Consider the following 20,025-nt stretch of genomic DNA (forward strand, 5'->3'; position numbering starts at 1 on the left):
ACCGTGGGTTTGCGGAGTTCCGACCAACGTTGCCCATCCCATCGTCATCGTTGAGCGCGTAGAATCGATTCCCTGCCTCGCCTATCGGAGTGAAGATGGACATCAAGCAACTGAAATTCCTGATCGCGCTCGACGAGACCCGTCACTTCGGCCAGGCCGCAGCACGCTGCAATATCACCCAGCCCACTCTGTCCATGCGTCTGCGCAATCTTGAAGAAGAACTGGGGTTGCCGCTGGTCATGCGCGGGCAGCGCTTTGAAGGTTTTACAGCTCCCGGTGAGCGAGTACTGGCCTGGGCCAGGACAGTCCTCTCGGCTTATGACGGCCTGCAGGCCGAAGCAGCGGCCTGCCGTGGGCATCTGGTCGGGACCCTGCGCCTGGGCGTGGTGCCCCTTTCGAGCTTCGACCCGCTCTCGCTGCTGCACCGGCTGCATCAGATCCACCCCAACCTGCGCTTTGAACTGTCATCGCTCAGCTCCGAGCAGGTTCTGGAACAACTGGCGAGCAATCGCATCGATCTGGGCGTCTCGTATCTGGAGCGCCTGGATAACGAACGCTTCGACACCCTGACTCTCGACGAAACCCGCATGGGCCTGCTGTATGACCGACGCTACTTCAGTTTTGGCGAGCAACCGCTGAGCTGGAGCGAACTGATCGGGTTGCCGCTGGGCACGCTGACCAGCGGCATGCATTTTCGCCAGTCCATCGATCACAACTTCCACAGTCGCGGCCTGCATCCACAACCCTTGCTGCAAACCGATGCCGTTCACCAGTTGATGCAAGCCGTACATGGCGGTTTCTGCTGCACCATCATGCCGCTGGATGGCGGTCTGGACATGCTCACCGAACACCTGGGCCTGCACCCCATCGAAGACGCACGCACACTCGCCCCCATAGGCTTGATCATGCGCCGCAGCGCACCGCGCTCGGCGCTGGCGGAGGCCTGCTTCACGCTGCTAGCAGAAAATCATTAAAGATTATTGATCGACGTCATCTATCAGAGCATTGGAACTAGCGATTAGACGATACCCGACAAGAGGCCTAGGCTAAGGGCTATCAAATTGCCGGTAATCCAGCTCATGCACGCCAAGCGCACGGCCAGCGCGGCGCCCGCTCTTCAGGCGCACGCGCCTCAAGCAAGCCAGTTCTACAGCTACTCGAATCTCGAGGGCGATGAATCGGCACAGACAGCACTTGCCGAAGAAGTGGCGCTTGCCATTGCCTATAACGGCATCAGCCAGGCAGTGATGCTGGTCAGCCCGACTGATCTGGAAGACTTCATTGTCGGTTTCAGCCTGGGCAGCGGCATCATTGCCTCAACGGATGAAATCTACGACTTCAAGCTCAGCGGTTGCGGGTCGGCCATGCAGGCCGAGGTCGAGATCGCCAGCCGTGCCTTCTGGAACCTCAAGCAGCAACGTCGGCAACTGGCCGGTACCAGCGGTTGCGGGCTGTGCGGCGTTGAAGCGGTCGAACAGGCCCTGCCGGAACTGAATGTATTGCCCGGCGCGCCGCTGCCTCCGGCCGAATGGCTGCAAGGCCTGCGTCAGCGCATCGGCGAATTCCAGCCACTGGGCCAACATTGCGGTGCCGTGCATGCCGCATTGTTCATGGACAGCAACGGCCAATTGTTGCTGGGACGTGAAGATATCGGGCGCCACAACGCCCTGGACAAGCTGATCGGCGCGCTTGTCCGCCAGAACATTGGCCTGACAGGCGGTATCGCCATCGTCACCAGCCGCTGCAGTCTGGAGTTGATCCAGAAGGTCTTGCGTGCCGGTATCCAGACGCTGGTCAGCCTGTCATCGCCCACTGGCCTGGCCCTGCAATGGGCACGCCGTCATAACCTCAATCTAATTCACCTGCCGCAGCACAGTGCGCCGCGGGTCTATAGCCCTGCGATGGAGATTCAAGCGTGAGCACTCATCACCAAGCCGACAAAACACCGACGCCTCGCTACAAGCCTTACAAAGGCCCGGCGGGTGGCTGGGGCGCACTGATCAGCGTGACACAGGCCTGGTTGGGCAGTGACAACGCGCTGAAAAACCTGCGCATGATGCTCAAGACCAACCAGAACGGCGGCTTCGACTGCCCTGGCTGCGCATGGGGCGACTCGCCGGAAAGCGGCATGGTGAAGTTCTGCGAGAACGGCGCCAAGGCGGTCAACTGGGAAGCCACCAAGCGCCGCGTGGACGCTTCGTTCTTCGCTCGCTACAGCGTCAGCTCGCTGCTGGAGCAAAGCGATTATTGGCTGGAATATCAGGGCCGCCTGACAGAGCCGATGGTTTATGACAAAGAAAGCGACCGTTACAAACCCATCAGTTGGGACGATGCCTTCGCGCTGATCGCCAAACACCTGAACAACCTGCCAAGCCCGAACATGGCAGAGTTCTACACCTCGGGTCGTGCCAGCAACGAAGCGGCTTATCTGTATCAGTTGTTCGTGCGCGCCTACGGCACCAACAACTTCCCTGACTGCTCGAACATGTGCCACGAAGCCAGCGGTGTGGCTCTGTCGCAAAGCGTGGGCGTGGGTAAAGGCACGGTGACGTTCGATGACTTTGAACACGCCGACGCGATTTTCGTACTGGGCCAGAATCCGGGTACCAACCACCCGCGCATGCTTGATCCGCTGCGCGATGCGGTGAAACGCGGTGCTCAGGTGGTCTGCGTCAACCCGCTCAAGGAGCGTGGTCTTGAGCGCTTCCAGCATCCACAGCACGCGATGGAAATGCTCACCAACGGTGATCGCCCGACCAACACAGCGTATTTCCGTCCAGCATTGGGCGGCGATATGGCGCTGCTGCGCGGCATGGCCAAGTTCCTGCTGCAATGGGAGCGCGAGGCCCAACTCAACAATGCGCCAGCCGTTTTCGATCACGCTTTCCTCAACGAACACACCCAAGGTGTTCTGGACTACCTGGCGGCCATCGACGAAACCTCATGGGAAGAAATCCTTGAGCAATCCGGCCTGCCGCTGAGCGATATCGAACAGTCGGCCCGGATGTATGCCAAAGGCCAGAACGTCATCATGTGCTGGGCCATGGGCATCACCCAGCATCGCCACTCGGTAGCGACCATTCAGGAAATTGCCAACCTGATGATGCTGCGCGGCAATATCGGCAAACCGGGCGCAGGCCTGTGCCCGGTACGCGGCCACAGTAACGTTCAGGGCGACCGGACCATGGGCATCAACGAACGCCCACCGGTGTTCCTGCTCGACGCGCTGGAAAAACGCTTCCAGTTCAAGGTCCCTCGCGAAAACGGCCATAACGTGGTCGAAGCCATTCATGCCATGGCCGATGGCCGCTCCAAAGTGTTCATCGCGCTGGGCGGCAACTTCGCTCAGGCGACGCCGGACAGCCCGCGCACTGCGGCGGCACTGAGCAACTGCGACCTGACCGTACAGATCAGCACCAAGCTCAATCGCAGCCACCTGTTCCATGGCAAGGAAGCGCTGATCCTGCCGTGCTTCGGTCGTACCGACATCGACATTCAGGCCAACGGTCCGCAAGCGGTCACCGTGGAAGACTCGTTCAGCATGGTCCATGCCTCCAACGGGCAGTTGCAGCCATCCTCGTCGCTGATGCGCTCGGAGCCTGCAATCATCGCCGGTATCGCCAACGCGACCGTAGGCAAGCAGCCCGTGGACTGGCTATGGCTGATCGAAGACTACAGCCGCATTCGCGACCTGATTGCCGACACCATCCCCGGCTTCAAGGACTTCAACGAGCGCGTGAAGAATCCTGGCGGTTTCTATCTGGGCAATGCCGCAGGTGCCCGACGCTGGAACACGGCGTCGACACGCGCCAACTTCAAGCCCAATGCATTGCCGCTCAAGCTGATTCATGAAGGCATCAGCTCCACGGGCCAGACCCCGGACCTGATCATGCAGTCCATGCGCTCCCACGATCAGTACAACACCACCATTTATGGCCTGGATGACCGCTATCGCGGCGTGAAAGGACAACGTGACGTGCTGTTCGTCAATGAAGCCGACATTATCCGTCTGGGCTTCCAGCCGGGTCAGAAAGCGGACCTTGTCTCGATCTGGAGCGATAACCACGAGCGTCGCGTCAAGGGCTTCACTCTGCTGCCATTTGATATTCCTGCGGGGCAGGCGGCAGCCTACTATCCAGAGGTCAACCCGCTGGTGCCACTGGAAAGCGTCGGAGAAGGCAGCCATACGCCAACGTCGAAGTTCGTGGCGATTCGTCTGGAGCGCTCGAGCGAGTCGGCGCGGATTATCTGATTCTGCGTTGACCGCTTCGCCAGCAACCTGCCACAGATTTGTGGCCATGAAAAAGGCCCGAATTCGTAAGAATCGGGCCTGCATCAAGTGAACTCAGACTGCATTAAATAACTTAAGTTCCATATGTAAAACAATAAGTTAGCTATTTGTGTTGCAGTCGTGTTACTCGTCGGATTCTCATTGCGACATTTCCTGCGCCACATCAGGATCGCCTCGTCATCCCTATGAGATTCCATACATGAAGTATTCCTCGATTCTGTTGTTGTCTCTTACTCTCGCAAGCGGCTTCGCCTCAGCAGGCGGAACTGTGGAAGCAGGCGTAGGCGGTGCATTAGGTGGGGTACTCGGTTCGGTCGTCGGCCAACAGATCGGCGGCAGCACAGGTTCAGCGATTGGCGCAGGCCTGGGCGGCGCAGCCGGCGGTGCGGTTGGTGCGGATCGTCGCAACCGTACAGAAGCAGCCATTGGTGGCGGTCTGGGCGCGGCGGGCGGTAACGTGATCGGCCGTAGCGTAGGCGGCAACACTGGCAGCCTCATCGGCGCAGCCGCTGGCGGCGGTGCAGGCGGCGCACTCGGTAACTACATGGGTAACGAGAGCCGCGAAGACGACCGTCGTTACCGTAACGGTCGCGATGATCGTCGCGACTACCGCGGCGGCCATGGCCACCGCAAGCACTACGGTCATCGTAAACACGGTCGTGACTGGCGTCATCGCTGATCAATCTGCGCAATACCTGACTGGCCGCCCTGAAAAGCGGCCAGTTTTCGTTCAGGCAATAAAAAACAGAAAAAAGCACTTTAGAAATCCAGCCCTCTGCCGAAACGCCGTCTAGAAAAACTGCGCGTTGCCTACCGACCAGCACTCAAGGAGCAGGGATGGATTCCACCAAGCCACAGGATGACGACGGGATCATTCGCATTCAGCGCCTTGTCCCCGGCCAGGTCGATGTGGTGCTCGGCTCGCATCCGGGCAAACAGCGAATCGTTCGCCCCCGCAAATCATCACGTCGTTATGTATTGGCCCTGCTCTGCCTGAGCATTTTCGCTGTGCTGGCAGTGGGGCTGTATTCGCGTGCTTACTCGCCCAAGCCTGTACCGCTGATCGCTCTCGAACAGCCAGAACCTGCAACTGCGCCAGAGCCCGTCGATGAGGCTCCTGTCCAGGTCGTCAGCGAGCTTGCACGCCCGACCTTGCGAGTGGAGCCCTACATCGTTCCGACGCCTGTCGCACAGGGCTCGGCCCCCGTTGCGCAGCCGTTGGATAACTGCATCAAGGACGGCAATGTCATTGATGAAAGTGTTCTGAACTGCCGCTTCGGCCAGGCTTCGCGCCCTGCTCAGACTGCTCCCGCCACAGGCATGGTGTCTGCCAGCTACATGGCTGACTTCAAGTCAGACGCCTCGCGCAAAGCCCCCGCACGCCAGCAAAAACCTCATACAGTCGCCACCGTGTCGATTCGAGAGTGGGACGGCAATGGCCGCTATCGTGCGCAATGGCGTCTCTATGACAACCGTATCGACGGCGACAGCGTTTGCGAGAATTTTCTCAATCGCTCAGTGGAAAGGCGCGAGTGCCGCCTCTCTGCCCAAGTGCATTTCAAGGAAGAATGCCGGGAATGGACCAAGCGTTCGGCGCGGGATCGCAATGAAGAAAGCAAAAATACAGCGCAGCGGTATTGTGAAGCCACCACGACCTTTACCCCTTGAAGGCCTATATGAGATTAAATCTCAATCTCATGTATAGCCAAAGGCTTACACGCCGTAGCGGCATTTGGCTCTTTTTACCCTCTGACAACCCCCGTACTATTGGATCCAACAAGTGGCGAACAAGGAGTTCGCCAGGATCAGGGATGATCGACCATCGCCGGGAAGGCAGCCGACAGGGAGTTGGAATGGTCTTGGAAAAACCCGCTTCGGCGGGTTTTTTGTTGTCTCGCAAAAATGAGAAAGCCTACCGGGATGCGGATGCAAAACCTCCGCGATTCTCCCTATTTGGGGCATTCGTGTAGAATTGCGCCATTTCAGGCTCTGCACGATGTACATAATCAATGAAAGCAATTGAACTCTTTTCAGGGATTGGCGGATTTAGAATAGCGTGCGACTCGCTAGGTATCGAAACCATCTGGGCCAACGATATAAATACCAAAGCAGCTGCCGTTTATCGCGCCAACTTCGGATCTGAGAGTTTTCATGAGGGTGATATAAACCTCTTGCTGGATACCATACCCGATCACGATATATTGACCGGGGGCTTTCCATGCCAGCCTTTTTCCAGCGCCGGGAAAAAACTGGGCATCGAAGACATGCGCGGCACACTGTTTGAAAAAATCGTTGATATTCTCAAGAAAAAAAGCCCACGATACTTTGTACTTGAGAATGTAAAACGGCTGTTATCCATGGATAACGGAAAGCACTTCGCAACCATTCTGGATGCACTTTCAAAAGTGGGTTATCTCGTTGAGTGGCGCGTGCTCAATGCCATTGATTTTGGTCTTGCCCAAAACCGTGAGCGTATTGTTATCATCGGCAGAAAAGACCAAACGCCAAACTCTCACCTGTGCAATCAGGAAGATATCTCCGAGCTGACACCCGCACAGATCAGACAAGCCGCTGACTTTTCAAGCTGGAAAAACATTGAAGACCACGGAGCAAAGTTCAACACGTGGGGGCTCGCGCTACACGGAAAATTCTTTCATGCAAAACTCAATCGCTTTTCGGAAAAACAGAAAGACGTAAAGCTTTATGACATTCTGGAAACCCGGCCTGACGCCAGGTTCTTTTTCACAGAAGATACGCTTGAAAGAATAAAGAATAGCGACGAGGTCAACAGATACTATAGCGGCGTGGAAATCCTGTATAACCAGAAAGGCGGTGCCCGCATGGGCTACTCCATTTTCGGGATCAATGGCGTCGCCCCCACACTCACCTGCACCGCCAGCCGTCATTATGAGCGCTATAAGGTAGGCAACGAATATCGAAGGCTGACAAACGTCGAATATGCACGGATTCAGGGGTTTCCTGACCAGCATTGCAATACAGCCTCGGTCTACGACCAGTACACCCTTTATGGCAACGCCGTACCGCCAGTGCTTGTCGAGTGGGCCTTGCGCAAAGTCATCAACCACGAGGGTACTTCTTTTCAAAGCGCTCTGAATACAGCGGCTAACACCACGATTGAAAGGCAAATGGACTTAATATGATTCATAACTCACATCTGCGCGACCACATAAAAAACAACTTACAGAGTATTGTTTATCAGCTGAACAGCTACCTGCGCGGGGAAAATGTTGCCAATATTCAAGGAACTCTCCAACGCATCGGGCGAGGGGGTAAGCTACCTCATTGGTATGAGCTGCTGTTGACAGGGCAATCAATGCCCAATCTTGATGGCAAGACGATCGGCAGTGTTATTGAAATGACGTTGATCGGTGTGCTTGAAAAACACACATTGAACGCCTTTGACATTCCTGCCCTGGTAGTCAACCCGGCAAAAGGCGTCGATATTCCTCTCTTGAATCTCGGGGTCAAATCTCCGTCCGAAAACTTTTGCACAAGTGAACCGTTCTTCTCTGCCTATGAGCGAGTACTCGGTAATGAAAGTGATGCAATAATCCTGCTTACCGACTACCAGACCGCTAAACGAAACCCACCGCCCGTTCGTATCCAGATCATCAACGCAGCCTATCTTCGTGGTAGTGAAATCGCGGACAGAAACCTCTGCGCGATTGCCAAACGAAACAAGGACGAACTGTTTCACAGAAACGAAGCCGCCTGCAAAAAGATGCTTCAATTCCTCTGCCACGTTAACCAGCAGGACTGGCGCGCCAAAGCACTGCTCAGGCTGGTTTACTCGCTATTCGAAACGGATGATATTCTTCTTGGTTTGCTGGACGGTATCGAAAAAGATTTTGATAAAAAGCAGGCAATTGATCTGCGCAAAGGCATTGAGCCGCTTGATAGAAGCGAGTTGGAAAAGGTGCTGGAAATCCGGCTCTCTAACTATAAGGCTTCGGCAATCATCAATGCGTGCAGTGACTGGGTTATCGACAACCACAAAGACTTCGCCCGCCTTCCCAATGATAATGAATGGCAACGTTTCCTGCGCAGTGACCTTGATGGAAAGATTGGCATGAGTTTCGCGCTCCAGTGGCGTTATAACTTCGGCAATCTCTTCAACTCGATGGACATCATCCCTGCACTGCCCACCCTGGACCCACAAGATCTGGTTGCACTGGAAGACGGAAGCGAGCTTTTTTAAAGACGGCCTCGCAGGAGTCACTTCATTGTCAGATCAGGACTGCGGGCAGCGCAGTCCTGACGCAATGGAGACACACCTCACTACTGACTCAACGCACCCACTTTGACCATGACAGTTGCCAGGAACTGTTGCAGGGTCATTTTCTGGCCGTTGAAGTCGACCATACCGTTGGCGTAGTGCAAGTTGGAAAAGATGGTGTCGCCCTCTACCTTGGCCAGTTGCAGCATGACGGCCATGGCGCTGAGCATGTCGCTGGCGGCAGTGGCCTGATCGGCAATCGCCTGAGCATCGGTCTGCCCGTTAAAGCCTGCCTGCAGGGTCGCGACGTCCTTGATCATCGGCTTGGACAGAAGTACCTGGGCCTTGAGCTGGCTAATGGTTTTTACCGCCGTATCGCTGCCAGGCTGATCGAGAGGACCTGGATCGGTCAGATCAACGGCAAGACTCATGTGGCTTTCGCCATTGGCGGTCTTGAGCGAGAGTTTTTCCAGCTCGATATGAGGTTTGCCTGCCAGAAACTTGCTCAGCTCGCTCTTCATCAATTGCTCGTCAGCCGGGCTGAGCTTCAATTGGAACGGGCGTTTGGCCTGTGCTGCGGCCTGTTGCTGTGGCAGAACCTGCTCCTGATAGAACTGATACAAGGTCTTGGTCGACAGCGCATTGAAACCGGAAAGCTTGAAGCCCAGATGTGAAGAGCCAATATCCTTGCCGCTGTAGGAAATCATGCCCAGGTCATAGTTGATCTGCATGGCCAGATTACCGCCCTCTTCCTGCGCAAGGTTGGTATTGGCGAAGTTCTTGATCAGCACAGGCTGCTTGCCGACTATCTGGAAGCCGGTACTGTCGATTTTCAGGTTGCTGTGGCCCAGATACAGGCCGGACTGGCCCTTGGTACCACCGGTGTCGAAGGTCAGGCCCTTGATATCGATGCTCACAGGCCCTTCTTGTGAAGCCACATTGAGCTGCAGGTTATCCAGCTTGCCCGTGACCTTGATCTTCTCGGCGTCGGCAGATGCTTCGGCATTGATGTCGAGGCCGGAGAATTTGAACGTCCCGTCCGCATCGACCATTTCCAGAGGCGACATTTTCAGCCAGCCACTGGTGGAGCGGTCATAGCCAATGCTGGCCTGTCCCTTGAGGGGCGTAGCATCGCCGCTCATGGCGAACCATTTTTCCGAGGTGGTGTTCTTCTCCATCTCGAAATTGCTCTGGGCCATGACCGGCATGAGCTTCAGGGTTTTCAGACGCGACAGCGGAATCGGCCCGTGCTCAATGTGATCGACGAACACGAACTGCGGATCCTGGCCATTGCGGCTCAAATCCGGGCCTTTCAGATCAACGCGATAATGGGCGGTGCTGCTGAAGAAATGACGCTCCAGCGAAACCAGTTGCAGGGTAATGCTGTTGTCAGTGCCGTCGAGAGACTTCTTGAGCTCCTGATTGGCGGCCTGGATCGAGTCGTTGAGCACGCCGCCCAGTTGATTGCCGGTGTACCAGGCGCCAGCACTTGCCAATGCACCGGCCACAACAATGACGCCTACCGCGATACCTGCTGATTTATTCATAGCGACTTGAAGATGTCCGTTCCGATAATTGAAAAAGCCTTCCCTGCGCCCACGACGGGCTTCAGACACACGCCTTGAATAGCGGGGTTGGCGTAGCACACGCCACTGCCGAAAAAGTCGCGAGAGATTAGCATTGTGCGTTTGTTATCGCCCTCTTGTTTCGTTTATTTCGTTTATTGTGATTTTCGTTTATTTCGATTAGGCTCGGGACCCAGTAACAATTTCAGAAGGACTGCCATCGTGACCGCTACAGCTTTGTCGAAAACACATCTTCCTCTCGACAGGGAAGTCAAAGCAGCCGAACAGGGCCAGCGTGAATTGGCTGCCTTTCTGTCAACGAAATTTGAAACGCAGCGTATTGAAATCTTCGATAACGAAAACAAGGCGCACCCCATCGAGTTGCCCACCTCAGCACTACGGCTGCTTGTAGATATTCTTGGCGAACTGGCTATTGGTAATGCTGTCAGGGTTGTGCCGATTCACGCCGAACTGACCAGCCAGGAAGCCGCTGACTTGCTCAACGTTTCTCGACCACATCTAGTGAAATTGCTGGAGGCTGGAGAATTACCTTTTCACAAGACCGGCAGGCATCGCCGGGTTTTATTCTCCGATTTGACGGCGTTCAAACAGCGTCGAGACATGGCTAGCCAGGATGCGATGGAAGCATTGGCTAGGCAGGCACAAGAGCTTGGGATGGGCTACGAGTGAGGCATTCGCCATTTACAGCCGTTTATGATGCCTGCGTCCTTTATCCCGCCCCCTTGCGCGATCTGCTGATGTGGCTGGGTCTTTCAGGGTTGTATAGGGCTCGCTGGAGTGCACAGATTCATGATGAGTGGACACGCAATGTGCTGAAAAACCGGCCAGACCTGACAATGGAGCAATTGGCCCGCACAGTCCAACTGATGGATAAGGCAGTGCCGGGGGCCTTGGTGACGGGCCATGAAATGCTTTGCGCGGATTTGAACCTACCTGATCCTGATGATCGGCATGTGCTTGCAGCAGCGATACGTTGCAAGGCAGAAGTCATTGTGACGTTCAACCTGAAAGACTTTCCTGATGCGGCACTTGAGGCTTTCGATATCGAGCCCCAGCACCCGGACGAATTCATTATTGACCTCTGGGATCTGGATCAGGCGGCAGTCCTCACGGCAGTACAGAAACACCGAGGCACATTAAAAGCGCCGCCCATGGATGTTCAGCAGTATCTCGACATGATGCTCCGCCAGGGAGTCCCTCAAACAGTCAAAGCGCTTAAGCCTTACGAGTTAATTTTATAAAGCATGGATGCCATGTATTAGCCACTGGTTTGTCGCAGCAACCCTATAGGTTAGGCTGACATCGAATTTGAAAACGGGATCTGATGACATGAGTGCACAGCAAGGTGAGCGAGGCCCGATCAAGGCCGTGATTTTCGATATGGATGGTTTGTTGCTGGACACGGAAGGGGTCTACACCGAAGTCACCCATCTGATTGCCAGCCGTTATGGAAAAACCTTCGACTGGTCAATCAAGCAGCACACCATTGGCCGTGGCGCCCGTGACTTTTCAGGCTACGTTATCCAGGCGCTGGAGCTGCCTATTTCCATTGACGAGTTCCTGGAAATACGCGAGCCGATGCTTGATGAACGCTTCCCGCTTGCTCCGGCAATGCCGGGCGCAGAAGCACTGGTGCGGCATCTGGCGGCGAACAACATTCCCATCGCAGTCGGGACCAGCTCTTCGATCCATTACTTCGAGGCCAAGACCACCTCGCATCGGGCATGGTTCGAGCTGTTTGAAACCGTCGTGACTGCCGATGACCCAGAGGTCGGAGCTGCCAAGCCTGCACCGGATATTTTTCTGGTAGCGGCACGCCGTCTGGGGGTTTCGCCAAAGGATTGCCTGGTGTTCGAGGACTCGCCATTCGGCGTCACTGCGGCCAAGGCTGCGGGTATGTATGCCGTGGCGGTTCCAGACTCGCACATGCCGGTCGAACAGTACGAACATGCCGATCTGATCCTGACCTCGCTGGAAGATTTCCCGCTCGAGGCATGGGGCCTGCCGAAGAAAGCCTAACAAGCTGAGGCCCTGCGCCATGCAGGGCCTTCAGGACCGGACGTCAGCCCGTGGGTGCAACCGAATTGCCACCTGTCATCACACGAAGCTAGAATGCGATCAATTCTTAATTACATCCAGCAAGGACGCCTGGAGCGCTTCTGTGATTTCTATGTCCTCAGGTGATCGTTCGCTCAATCTGGATATCCATAACCTCTACTGCGAGCATCACGGCTGGCTGCAGGGTTGGCTCGGCCGCAAGTTGGGAAACAGCAGCGATGCGGCGGATCTGGCGCACGATACGTTCATGCGCCTGCTCACGCGCCAGACGCTGCGCAACCCAGGCAGCGAACCTCGTGCCTTGCTGACTCACATCGCCAAGGGCCTGGTGATTGACCGTTGGCGGCGGCAGGATGTCGAGCGAGCGTATCTGGAAACCATCGCTCATTTGCCTGAACCGCAAGTCCCGTCACCGGAAACACGTCTGCTGATTCTGGAAACCCTGTATCGGGTCGAAGCCATGCTGCGCGACTTGCCTGACAGGACGCGCCAGGCATTTCTGATGTCGCAGATCGACGGGCTGACCTACGCGCAGATCGCCACGGAACTCGATGTCTCGCTGATCAGCGTCAAACGCTACATGCGCGACGCTTTCGTTGCCTGTCTGAGCGTGGCCTGATGAGCCAGCAGATCGACCCGCAGATCCTTGGCGAAGCCGCCGACTGGATGGTGCAACTGCAATCGGGCGTTGCAACCGAAGAAGACCATCGCGCCGTGCAGAACTGGCGCAATCGCAGCCCTCAACACGCGCAAGCCTGGCAACGGGCAGAAGCGATTCTGGGAGACTTCCGGACGTTGCCCGCAGCGATTGCCACCGAGACATTCAAGCGGGTCAGCCACAACAAAGGAATCGGTCGGCGTCAGGCGCTCACTCGTCTGGGCATTCTATTGCTGGCAGGGCCGACGGCATGGCTGGCCTGGCAAAACACGCCATGGCGGCAATGGACGGCAGATCATCACACGGCCATCGGCGAGCAGAAAAACCTGACATTGCCCGACGGCACCCGCGTACTGCTCAACACCGCCAGCTCCATGAACATTGCCTTCAGCGCTCACGAACGGCGTATCCAGTTGCTGACTGGCGAAATATTGATCACCACCGCGAAAGACTCCGCTTCCAGCTCGCGTCCCTTTTACGTCCAGACTGAACAGGGTACGGCTCAGGCACTAGGCACACGTTTCAGTGTCCGCATCGACGGCGAACGCAGCCTGGTCGCGGTGCAGGAAGGCTCGGTACACATGCAGCCGAATGCTGGCCAGAGTCTGGTGATAAAAGCCGGCGAGCAAAGTGCGTTCAGTCGTACGACCGTCATGCCGGTCGCGCCACTGGCGGCAGGTACGTTGACTTGGGAAAACGGCATGCTGCTCGCTCAGGACATGCGCCTGGCCGACTTGCTCGATGAACTGGGCCGCTATCGTTCCGGGGTATTGCGCTGCCATGCGGCTGTCGCCGATCTGCGAGTGTCCGGGGCATTTCCTCTGCGCGACACCGATGCCAGCCTGCGCTTGCTGCATGACTCCCTGCCGATCACGGTCAGCAGCCTGACGCGCTACTGGGTCGCCGTCGAACCGCGTTAACGCTCACCTTTCACTGATACCTTTTTGCTTGTCGTTCGGTAAGCAGATAAATCCTCACTTTATCTGCGCCGACAGGAATACCGAATGACTTCCAGGCCGTTTCAGCCCTCCTTCAAAAACAGCACGGCTCGTTTCCGCTTCGCGGCGCTGAGCATGGCGATTGCACTGACAACGCTGACTCCAGCGCAGACTACGCTGGCTGCTGAAACCGCCGATAGCAGCGTAACCCGGGTCTTTGCCATTGCTCCCGGCCCGTTGAGCCAGGTGCTGGCGCAGTTCGCCGCCATCAGTGGCGTGCCGTTGTCATTCGATCCCGCGCTGCTGAACAACCGCCAGAGCGCGGGTTTGCAGGGCAGCTATACCGTGCAGGCAGGTTTCCAGCAGTTGCTGGCGGGCAGCGGCTATACGCTTTTGAGTACCGGCAACCATGGCTACACATTGGCGCCTCAAGTCGAAGCGGGCGATGCAGTGGAACTGGGCGCGACCACTGTCAACGGTGAAGCGAGCCGTTCGACCGAAACCTATGAGGGCGGACAAGTCGCGCGCAGCGCGCGCCTGGGCATGCTCGGTAATCGTGAGATCAAGGATGTGCCGTTCAGCGTGACGAGTTACACCGCTGAAGTCATCAAGGACAAACAAGCCCGGACAGTAGGCGATGTATTGCTCAATGATGCCTCCGTACGGCAGTCGGCGGGCTTCGGTAACTTTTCTCAAGTCTTCACCATCCGTGGCTTGCCGCTACAGACCGACGACATTTCCTTCAACGGTCTGTACGGAGTTCTGCCGCGCCAGATCATCACCACCGAAGCACTGGAGCGCGTCGAACTGTTCAAAGGCCCGAATGCATTCCTCAATGGCATTTCACCTCAAGGCAGTGGCATTGGCGGCAGTGTGAATCTGGTGCCCAAGCGCGCTCAGGATACGCCGACACGCAGTGCAACACTGGATTACACCAGCGACAGCCAGGTTGGCGGGCATCTGGATCTGGGGCAGCGTTTTGGCGAAGACAATCAGTTCGGCGCCCGGATCAATCTGGCGCAACACGAGGGCGATACCGCCATTGATGATGAATCCCAGCGCTCGGCACTGATCGCCATTGCGCTGGATTATCGCGGCGAACGGCTGCGTCTTTCTGCCGACCTGGGCTACCAGAAAGAACGCATCAATCAGGGCCGCGCCGTGGTGTACCCCACCGGCACCAGCGTGCCGAAAGCACCATCGGCCAAGCATAACTATGCACAGGACTGGACGTGGTCGGAGCTTGAAGACACTTACGGGATGCTCAATGGCGAGTACGACCTGAACGACAACTGGACGGCCTATGCAGGCGTCGGTGCCAAGCACACCCGCGAGAATGGTGTGTATTCTTCCCTGTATGTCAGCGATGCCAGCGGCACTGCACGCGGCGGCTTTCTTTACCCGCCCCATGACGAAGACAACAAAAGCGCCATGGGCGGGCTCAACGGCCATTTCGCGACCGGGCCGATCAGCCATCAGGTCAACTTCGGCTTGGCGGGTGTCTGGGGTGAACAGCGTTCGGCCTATGAAGCGCTGTATGTTGCCAACCGCTTCCCCAGCAACCTGTACAACCCGGTGCAAGCCACACGCCCGACTCCGCCTGCGACTTACTTCGGCAGCGACATCAATGATCCACGCATCGTTGGCAAGAACCGCATGAAAAGCGCTGCGGTTTCCGACACCCTTGGCTTTGTCGACGACCGCATCCTGTTGACGGTCGGCGTGCGACGCCAGTCCATCGAAGTCGACTCCTGGAACACCGCGTCAGGAGCCCGAACGTCCAACTATGAAGAGTCCATCACGACACCTGTCTATGGCCTGGTGCTCAAGCCGTGGGAGCATGTTTCGTTCTACGCCAACCGCATCGAAGGCCTGGCGCAAGGGCCTACCGCACCCAGCTCGGGCGTCACCAACATCAACGAAGTGTTCCCGCCCAGACGCAGTAAACAGACCGAAGCCGGGGTCAAGCTGGATTGGGACAGCTTTGGTGCAACGCTGGGTGTCTACCGTATCGAGCAACCCAACAGCGCGACCTACCCCAACGCAGGTTCCAGCCTCGGGACTTTCAGGGTCGATGGCGAACAGTTGAACAAAGGAGCCGAACTGAACCTGTTCGGCGAACCGCTGGACGGGCTGCGCCTGCTGGCAGGTGCAGCCTGGATGGATACCGAGCTGAAAAAGACTGCGGGCGGGCTGACAGATGGCAATCAGGCGGCCGGCGTGCCGCGCTATCAGTTCAACCTGGGCGCAGACTGGGACGTCCCGGGCATCAATGGCGCGGCGCTCAATGCACGTCTGCTGCGTACCGGCGGCCAATACGTGAACAGCACCAACACACTGAGCATTCCAGCCTGGACACGGGTCGATCTGGGCGCTCGTTATCGCTTCAAGCTGGAGGAGCGCGACATCACCTTGCGCGCTAATCTGGAGAACGTAGCCAATAAAGCCTATTGGGCATCGGCTTCGACTTCCAACAGTTACCTGACCCAAGGGACACCAAGAACCCTGAAGGTTTCGGCAACCGTCGACTTCTGATGCCACACCATCCTGCCCGCCTTTCAGCGCGGGCATCGATGCAATCAAATGATCCAGTCACATACTTGGGCCTTTTCAACGCCCCCATAAACAAGCCAGTATGGCCTCCTGATCCAGCTTTCAATGACAAGGAGGATGTTGAGCATGATTTACAGAACTCTTGGCCAGTCAGGCCTGAAAGTTTCCACGCTGACACTCGGCTCCATGATGTTCGGCGAACAGACCGGAACCGAAGAATCCCTGCGCATCATCGATCATGCACGGGATCAGGGCGTGAATTTCATCGACACCGCCGACGTCTATAACGGCGGACGCTCCGAAGAGATCGTCGGCGAAGCCATTGCTTCGCATCGCAGCGACTGGGTGCTGGCGACCAAGGTTGCGATAGGCCCGAGCGATGGCATCCCGAACCGGGCCGGCCTGAACCGCAAACACATCTTCAATGCCATTGAAAACAGCTTGCAGCGACTGGATACCGATTATGTGGACATCTATTACCTGCACAAGGAAGATCACGACACTCCGCTGGAAGTGACGGTATCGGCCATTGGCGATCTGATCCGCCAGGGCAAGATCCGCTATTGGGGCCTGTCGAACTATCGTGGCTGGCGAATCGCGGAAATCGTCAACGTCGCCCAGCGCCTGGGCGTGGACAAACCGGTCATCAGCCAGCCGCTGTATAACATCGTCAATCGCCAGGCCGAGATCGAGCAGATCACTGCCGCCGCATTTCATGGCCTGGGAGTGGTGCCTTACAGCCCGCTGGCACGTGGCGTGCTCAGCGGCAAGTACGCACCGGATGTAACGCCTGACAGCAATAGCCGCGCCGGCCGCCAGGACAAGCGTCTGCTGGAAACGGAATGGCGTGTGGAGTCGCTGCGCATCGCCCAGCGGCTCCAGGAGTACGTGCAGGACAAAGGCGTCGGCCTCGTCGAGTTCGCCATTGCCTGGGTGCTCAATAACAAAGCCGTCACTTCGGCTATCGTCGGCCCGCGTACAGAACAACAGTGGGGGCATTACACCAAGGCACTGGAAGTGAAGATCACCGCCGAGGACGAAGCCTTCATCGACTCGCTGGTGACACCGGGGCATGCGTCTACCGCCGGCTTCAACGATGTGCAACATTTCGTCTCGGGGCGACTGACACCTTAAGGCGCTCTGTTACCGGTAAGGCATCATCGCGAGCAGGCCATCGGCAAATGCTCGCGATGTTCGAAAAAAGCGTCTAAAAAGCCGTGTGTATATAAATGCTCATTCAACATGTTGCTGACAGGAGCGCTAAAATGCTCTGCAACTGCGGGCATGCTGCTTGTAGCAGAACGGGAACAGACCCAGGTCTGTTGGCAACCATGAATCCAATCCAGCCAGGTTGATGAAGAAGTATGGCGATGCGCAAAACTGATAGAGAAGCCTTTTTGTGCTCGGTCCTGGGAAACGAACAGCCTCCCGCGCACCTTGCCAGATCTGTTATCGAAGAAAAACTGCGCAACGCCATTATTGATGGCAGCCTGCCGAGTGGTACAGCCCTGCGTCAGCAGGAGTTGGCCACATTATTCGGTGTCAGCCGAATGCCGGTGCGCGAAGCATTGCGCCAGCTTGAGGCACAGTCACTCCTGCGCGTCGAAACCCATAAAGGCGCCGTCGTCGCACCGTTGATCACCGAAGATGCCGTTGACGCCTATGGTCTGCGCATCCTGCTGGAGTCCGAGGCTCTGCGCCTTTCCATTCCGTTACTGGATGCCGACGACCTGGCAAGCGCACGAAGCTACATCGAGTTGCTTGAGGTTGAAACCGACTACTCCAAGATGGGCACCCTCAACCGCCTGTTTCACATGTCTCTGTACGCCAAGACGCCCAACAAGCGCTTGATGCGTCTGGTAGAAGAAGGCCTGAACGAAGAAGAGCGTTTCCTGCGCTTCAATCTCTCGTCCATGGGCCTTGGCAAACTGTCCCAGGACGACCACTGGGAGCTGCTGCGTCTGGCCGAAGAAAAAGCCGTTGAGCAAATCGTGAGTTCTCTGCAAAACCACCTCAATCGGGGTGTCAAGGCAATCACTCAATACCTCAACAACAAAAAGGCCGAGCAAGAAAAACCAGCGGTACGCCAACGCAAGAAAAGCATCGCCTGAATCAACTCCGGTTGATCACCTGACCCTCGTGGCCTGACGCTTCTCACTCCCCTTTCAGCACCCTTTCCATGCGCTGCGAGCTATCTGCTCGCGGGCAGCGCTTTTATGCCTGTTTTCCTGAACCACCGGGTTGGTCTGCCTCAGGAATAAGGCAAACTCGGTCGTGACTGCGGCGTGATCCAACCGGAGGGTTGCGCCTTGGTCGCTCTTGAACTGCCCGTCTGGTGCAGGGCAGCGATCTGTTCATTTGAACGTATTGAGAAAGGAGTTCCTGCAAGGGCAACAAGGCATTGGAAGTCACTTCCAGTATCGCCCTCCAAAAGTCAAAAACTCTGATTGTTCGGCATAACAGCAACGCTGAACGAGGCATTCGTTCATTACTCTCAATTTTGGCTCTTATCAGCCGAAAGGGTTGCTCACGCCCCTATAAAACTTAAATCAATAGTTTTATATGGCAACTTACAACCTTGAAAAACAGCAACTAAAATAATAATAAAAAACAATTGCTAAGTTCATTAAAAGTGCTTTAACTTTTATTCGCAGCCCGTCACAACGGCCGACACCTCTGGTTATTCGGCCACGCCCACACAGGCTGCAGCTGTGGGCACTCATGGCTCTGCAAAGGACCTGCAACGAAACAACTGACTTTTACGGTTATTGATCGTTTCAACTAACAGGCGCTGACCTGCCTGTTAGTCAGGCCTCCTGCAGCGTGTTTCTTCAAGAACGAAAGCTGTTATTTAGCCACACGCCACAGCCAACACTTGCACTTACAACTACCGGGATATCGCCATGCATTGTCAGAAAACGCTATTGGACCGCAAGAAAACCGAACTTAGCCAACACCCCATCTTTGCTGAAATCAATTCCCTGGAAGTGCTTAAACGTTTTATGGAAACCCATGTATTCGCCGTCTGGGACTTCATGTCGCTGACCAAGCGTTTACAGCAGGAGCTGACGTGTACCCAATTGCCCTGGCTACCGCCTCGGGATGCATCGGCAGCCAGGCTGATCAATGAAATCGTGCTGGGTGAAGAATCCGACGACAAGCTGAGCCACGGCCACTACAGCCATTTCGAGTTGTATCTGGATGCCATGCGCGAGATTGGCGCCAGCACCTTGCAGATAGAGCGTTTCGTCGAGCTTCAGAAACAGGGCGTGCATTACGCCACGGCATTGCAGCGCGTCAATGCAGGCCAGGCGGCAACGGTATTCGTGACCCACACGCTCAATACCGCGCTGCATGCACCCGCCCATAGCGTGGCAGCAGCCTTTCTGCATGGCCGCGAAAGCGTTATCCCGGTGATGTTCCAGAGCATCCTCGATGAATGGGGCATCACCGTCGATCAGGCCCCGACCTTTCGCTATTACCTGGAACGCCATATCGAAGTCGATTCGGAGGACCACGGCCCGGCTGCCGAGCAGTTGCTGGCCCGACTGGTCAATGGCGACGAGCAGCGCGAGCGAGAAGTCTATCAGGCCGCCATTGCCGCCGTGGATAGCCGGGTCGAGCTGTGGGACACCCTGCGCATGAGCATGCGCTCGCCATTGATGCAAGCCAGCGCCTGATATCGCGTCTACAAGGAAGCCATC

The 20,025-nt window shown here is 56.4% G+C and carries 17 protein-coding genes; 16 read left to right on the forward strand and 1 reads right to left on the reverse strand.

Features of this window, described 5'->3' with window-relative positions; translation table 11 throughout:
* Nucleotides 1-95 precede the first annotated feature (95 nt).
* From ACODS3_RS06615 to ACODS3_RS06645, 7 genes are all read left to right on the forward strand, one after another.
* Nucleotides 96-974, forward strand: coding sequence for a LysR family transcriptional regulator (locus tag ACODS3_RS06615; protein WP_122321598.1), 879 nt, complete (start codon nucleotides 96-98; stop codon nucleotides 972-974).
* 105 nt (nucleotides 975-1,079) lie between these two features.
* Nucleotides 1,080-1,919, forward strand: coding sequence for a formate dehydrogenase accessory sulfurtransferase FdhD (fdhD, locus tag ACODS3_RS06620; RefSeq protein ID WP_122321596.1), 840 nt, complete (start codon nucleotides 1,080-1,082; stop codon nucleotides 1,917-1,919).
* The gene (locus tag ACODS3_RS06625; RefSeq protein ID WP_201004212.1) at nucleotides 1,916-4,252 is read left to right on the forward strand and encodes an FdhF/YdeP family oxidoreductase; all 2,337 of its coding nucleotides are present in this window, start codon (nucleotides 1,916-1,918) and stop codon (nucleotides 4,250-4,252) included. The genes fdhD and ACODS3_RS06625 overlap by 4 nt, the downstream gene beginning before the upstream one ends.
* A gap of 238 nt (nucleotides 4,253-4,490) precedes the next feature.
* Nucleotides 4,491-4,970: a glycine zipper domain-containing protein gene (locus ACODS3_RS06630; protein ID WP_201004214.1), complete on the forward strand. Its 480-nt coding sequence runs from the start codon at nucleotides 4,491-4,493 to the stop codon at nucleotides 4,968-4,970.
* Nucleotides 4,971-5,128: 158 nt separating this feature from the next.
* Nucleotides 5,129-5,959: a hypothetical protein gene (locus ACODS3_RS06635; RefSeq protein WP_489033825.1), complete on the forward strand. Its 831-nt coding sequence runs from the start codon at nucleotides 5,129-5,131 to the stop codon at nucleotides 5,957-5,959.
* A gap of 341 nt (nucleotides 5,960-6,300) precedes the next feature.
* On the forward strand, nucleotides 6,301-7,452 hold the full coding sequence (locus ACODS3_RS06640) for a DNA cytosine methyltransferase (protein ID WP_201019016.1): 1,152 nt from the start codon (nucleotides 6,301-6,303) through the stop codon (nucleotides 7,450-7,452).
* Nucleotides 7,449-8,510: a hypothetical protein gene (locus ACODS3_RS06645; protein ID WP_201019017.1), complete on the forward strand. Its 1,062-nt coding sequence runs from the start codon at nucleotides 7,449-7,451 to the stop codon at nucleotides 8,508-8,510. Before ACODS3_RS06640 ends, ACODS3_RS06645 begins: the two co-directional genes overlap by 4 nt.
* 80 nt (nucleotides 8,511-8,590) lie before the next feature.
* Here ACODS3_RS06645 and ACODS3_RS06650 read toward each other — a convergent pair whose 3' ends face one another.
* Nucleotides 8,591-10,075 (reverse strand): YdgA family protein, encoded by a 1,485-nt coding sequence (locus ACODS3_RS06650; RefSeq protein WP_304575725.1) that lies wholly within the window; start codon nucleotides 10,073-10,075, stop codon nucleotides 8,591-8,593.
* A gap of 240 nt (nucleotides 10,076-10,315) precedes the next feature.
* Here ACODS3_RS06650 and ACODS3_RS06655 point away from each other — a divergent pair, with 240 nt between their 5' ends.
* The 9 genes from ACODS3_RS06655 (at nucleotide 10,316) to ACODS3_RS06695 (ending at nucleotide 20,001) form a co-directional block, all read left to right on the forward strand.
* Complete coding sequence (locus ACODS3_RS06655; protein ID WP_489033826.1) at nucleotides 10,316-10,783, forward strand: helix-turn-helix domain-containing protein; 468 nt, start codon at nucleotides 10,316-10,318, stop codon at nucleotides 10,781-10,783.
* Nucleotides 10,780-11,355: a PIN domain-containing protein gene (locus ACODS3_RS06660; RefSeq protein ID WP_201019019.1), complete on the forward strand. Its 576-nt coding sequence runs from the start codon at nucleotides 10,780-10,782 to the stop codon at nucleotides 11,353-11,355. The genes ACODS3_RS06655 and ACODS3_RS06660 overlap by 4 nt, the downstream gene beginning before the upstream one ends.
* Before the next feature lie 88 nt (nucleotides 11,356-11,443).
* Entirely contained in the window at nucleotides 11,444-12,133 is a 690-nt protein-coding gene (locus ACODS3_RS06665) for an HAD-IA family hydrolase (RefSeq protein ID WP_201004221.1), read from the forward strand.
* A gap of 151 nt (nucleotides 12,134-12,284) precedes the next feature.
* Nucleotides 12,285-12,791 carry a sigma-70 family RNA polymerase sigma factor gene (locus ACODS3_RS06670; protein ID WP_201019038.1) on the forward strand — a complete coding sequence of 169 codons (507 nt, stop codon included), beginning with the start codon at nucleotides 12,285-12,287 and terminating at the stop codon, nucleotides 12,789-12,791.
* Nucleotides 12,791-13,750, forward strand: coding sequence for a FecR domain-containing protein (locus ACODS3_RS06675; RefSeq protein ID WP_489033827.1), 960 nt, complete (start codon nucleotides 12,791-12,793; stop codon nucleotides 13,748-13,750). The genes ACODS3_RS06670 and ACODS3_RS06675 overlap by 1 nt, the downstream gene beginning before the upstream one ends.
* 84 nt (nucleotides 13,751-13,834) lie before the next feature.
* Entirely contained in the window at nucleotides 13,835-16,303 is a 2,469-nt protein-coding gene (locus ACODS3_RS06680) for a TonB-dependent siderophore receptor (protein WP_489033828.1), read from the forward strand.
* A gap of 144 nt (nucleotides 16,304-16,447) precedes the next feature.
* Nucleotides 16,448-17,455 carry an aldo/keto reductase gene (locus ACODS3_RS06685; RefSeq protein WP_201004227.1) on the forward strand — a complete coding sequence of 336 codons (1,008 nt, stop codon included), beginning with the start codon at nucleotides 16,448-16,450 and terminating at the stop codon, nucleotides 17,453-17,455.
* A 236-nt stretch (nucleotides 17,456-17,691) separates the two neighbouring features.
* Nucleotides 17,692-18,432 carry a GntR family transcriptional regulator gene (locus tag ACODS3_RS06690; RefSeq protein WP_201019022.1) on the forward strand — a complete coding sequence of 247 codons (741 nt, stop codon included), beginning with the start codon at nucleotides 17,692-17,694 and terminating at the stop codon, nucleotides 18,430-18,432.
* Between the two features lie 792 nt (nucleotides 18,433-19,224).
* On the forward strand, nucleotides 19,225-20,001 hold the full coding sequence (locus ACODS3_RS06695; RefSeq protein ID WP_201004230.1) for a DUF3050 domain-containing protein: 777 nt from the start codon (nucleotides 19,225-19,227) through the stop codon (nucleotides 19,999-20,001).
* The last annotated feature ends 24 nt before the right edge of the window (nucleotides 20,002-20,025 follow it).

Source organism: Pseudomonas sp. FG43 (assembly GCF_057809175.1).

Bases quoted from the DNA above. Each gene is read 5' to 3' on its own strand.
- ACODS3_RS06690 (WP_201019022.1), top strand. From the start codon at position 17,692: ATGCGCAAAACTGATAGAGAAGCCTTTTTGTGCTCGGTCCTGGGAAAC.
- fdhD (WP_122321596.1), top strand. From the start codon at position 1,080: ATGCACGCCAAGCGCACGGCCAGCGCGGCGCCCGCTCTTCAGGCGCAC.
- ACODS3_RS06645 (WP_201019017.1), top strand. From the start codon at position 7,449: ATGATTCATAACTCACATCTGCGCGACCACATAAAAAACAACTTACAG.
- ACODS3_RS06650 (WP_304575725.1), bottom strand. From the start codon at position 10,075: ATGAATAAATCAGCAGGTATCGCGGTAGGCGTCATTGTTGTGGCCGGT.
- ACODS3_RS06680 (WP_489033828.1), top strand. From the start codon at position 13,835: ATGACTTCCAGGCCGTTTCAGCCCTCCTTCAAAAACAGCACGGCTCGT.
- ACODS3_RS06630 (WP_201004214.1), top strand. From the start codon at position 4,491: ATGAAGTATTCCTCGATTCTGTTGTTGTCTCTTACTCTCGCAAGCGGC.
- ACODS3_RS06635 (WP_489033825.1), top strand. From the start codon at position 5,129: ATGGATTCCACCAAGCCACAGGATGACGACGGGATCATTCGCATTCAG.
- ACODS3_RS06615 (WP_122321598.1), top strand. From the start codon at position 96: ATGGACATCAAGCAACTGAAATTCCTGATCGCGCTCGACGAGACCCGT.
- ACODS3_RS06685 (WP_201004227.1), top strand. From the start codon at position 16,448: ATGATTTACAGAACTCTTGGCCAGTCAGGCCTGAAAGTTTCCACGCTG.
- ACODS3_RS06695 (WP_201004230.1), top strand. From the start codon at position 19,225: ATGCATTGTCAGAAAACGCTATTGGACCGCAAGAAAACCGAACTTAGC.
- ACODS3_RS06675 (WP_489033827.1), top strand. From the start codon at position 12,791: ATGAGCCAGCAGATCGACCCGCAGATCCTTGGCGAAGCCGCCGACTGG.
- ACODS3_RS06670 (WP_201019038.1), top strand. From the start codon at position 12,285: ATGTCCTCAGGTGATCGTTCGCTCAATCTGGATATCCATAACCTCTAC.
- ACODS3_RS06665 (WP_201004221.1), top strand. From the start codon at position 11,444: ATGAGTGCACAGCAAGGTGAGCGAGGCCCGATCAAGGCCGTGATTTTC.
- ACODS3_RS06640 (WP_201019016.1), top strand. From the start codon at position 6,301: ATGAAAGCAATTGAACTCTTTTCAGGGATTGGCGGATTTAGAATAGCG.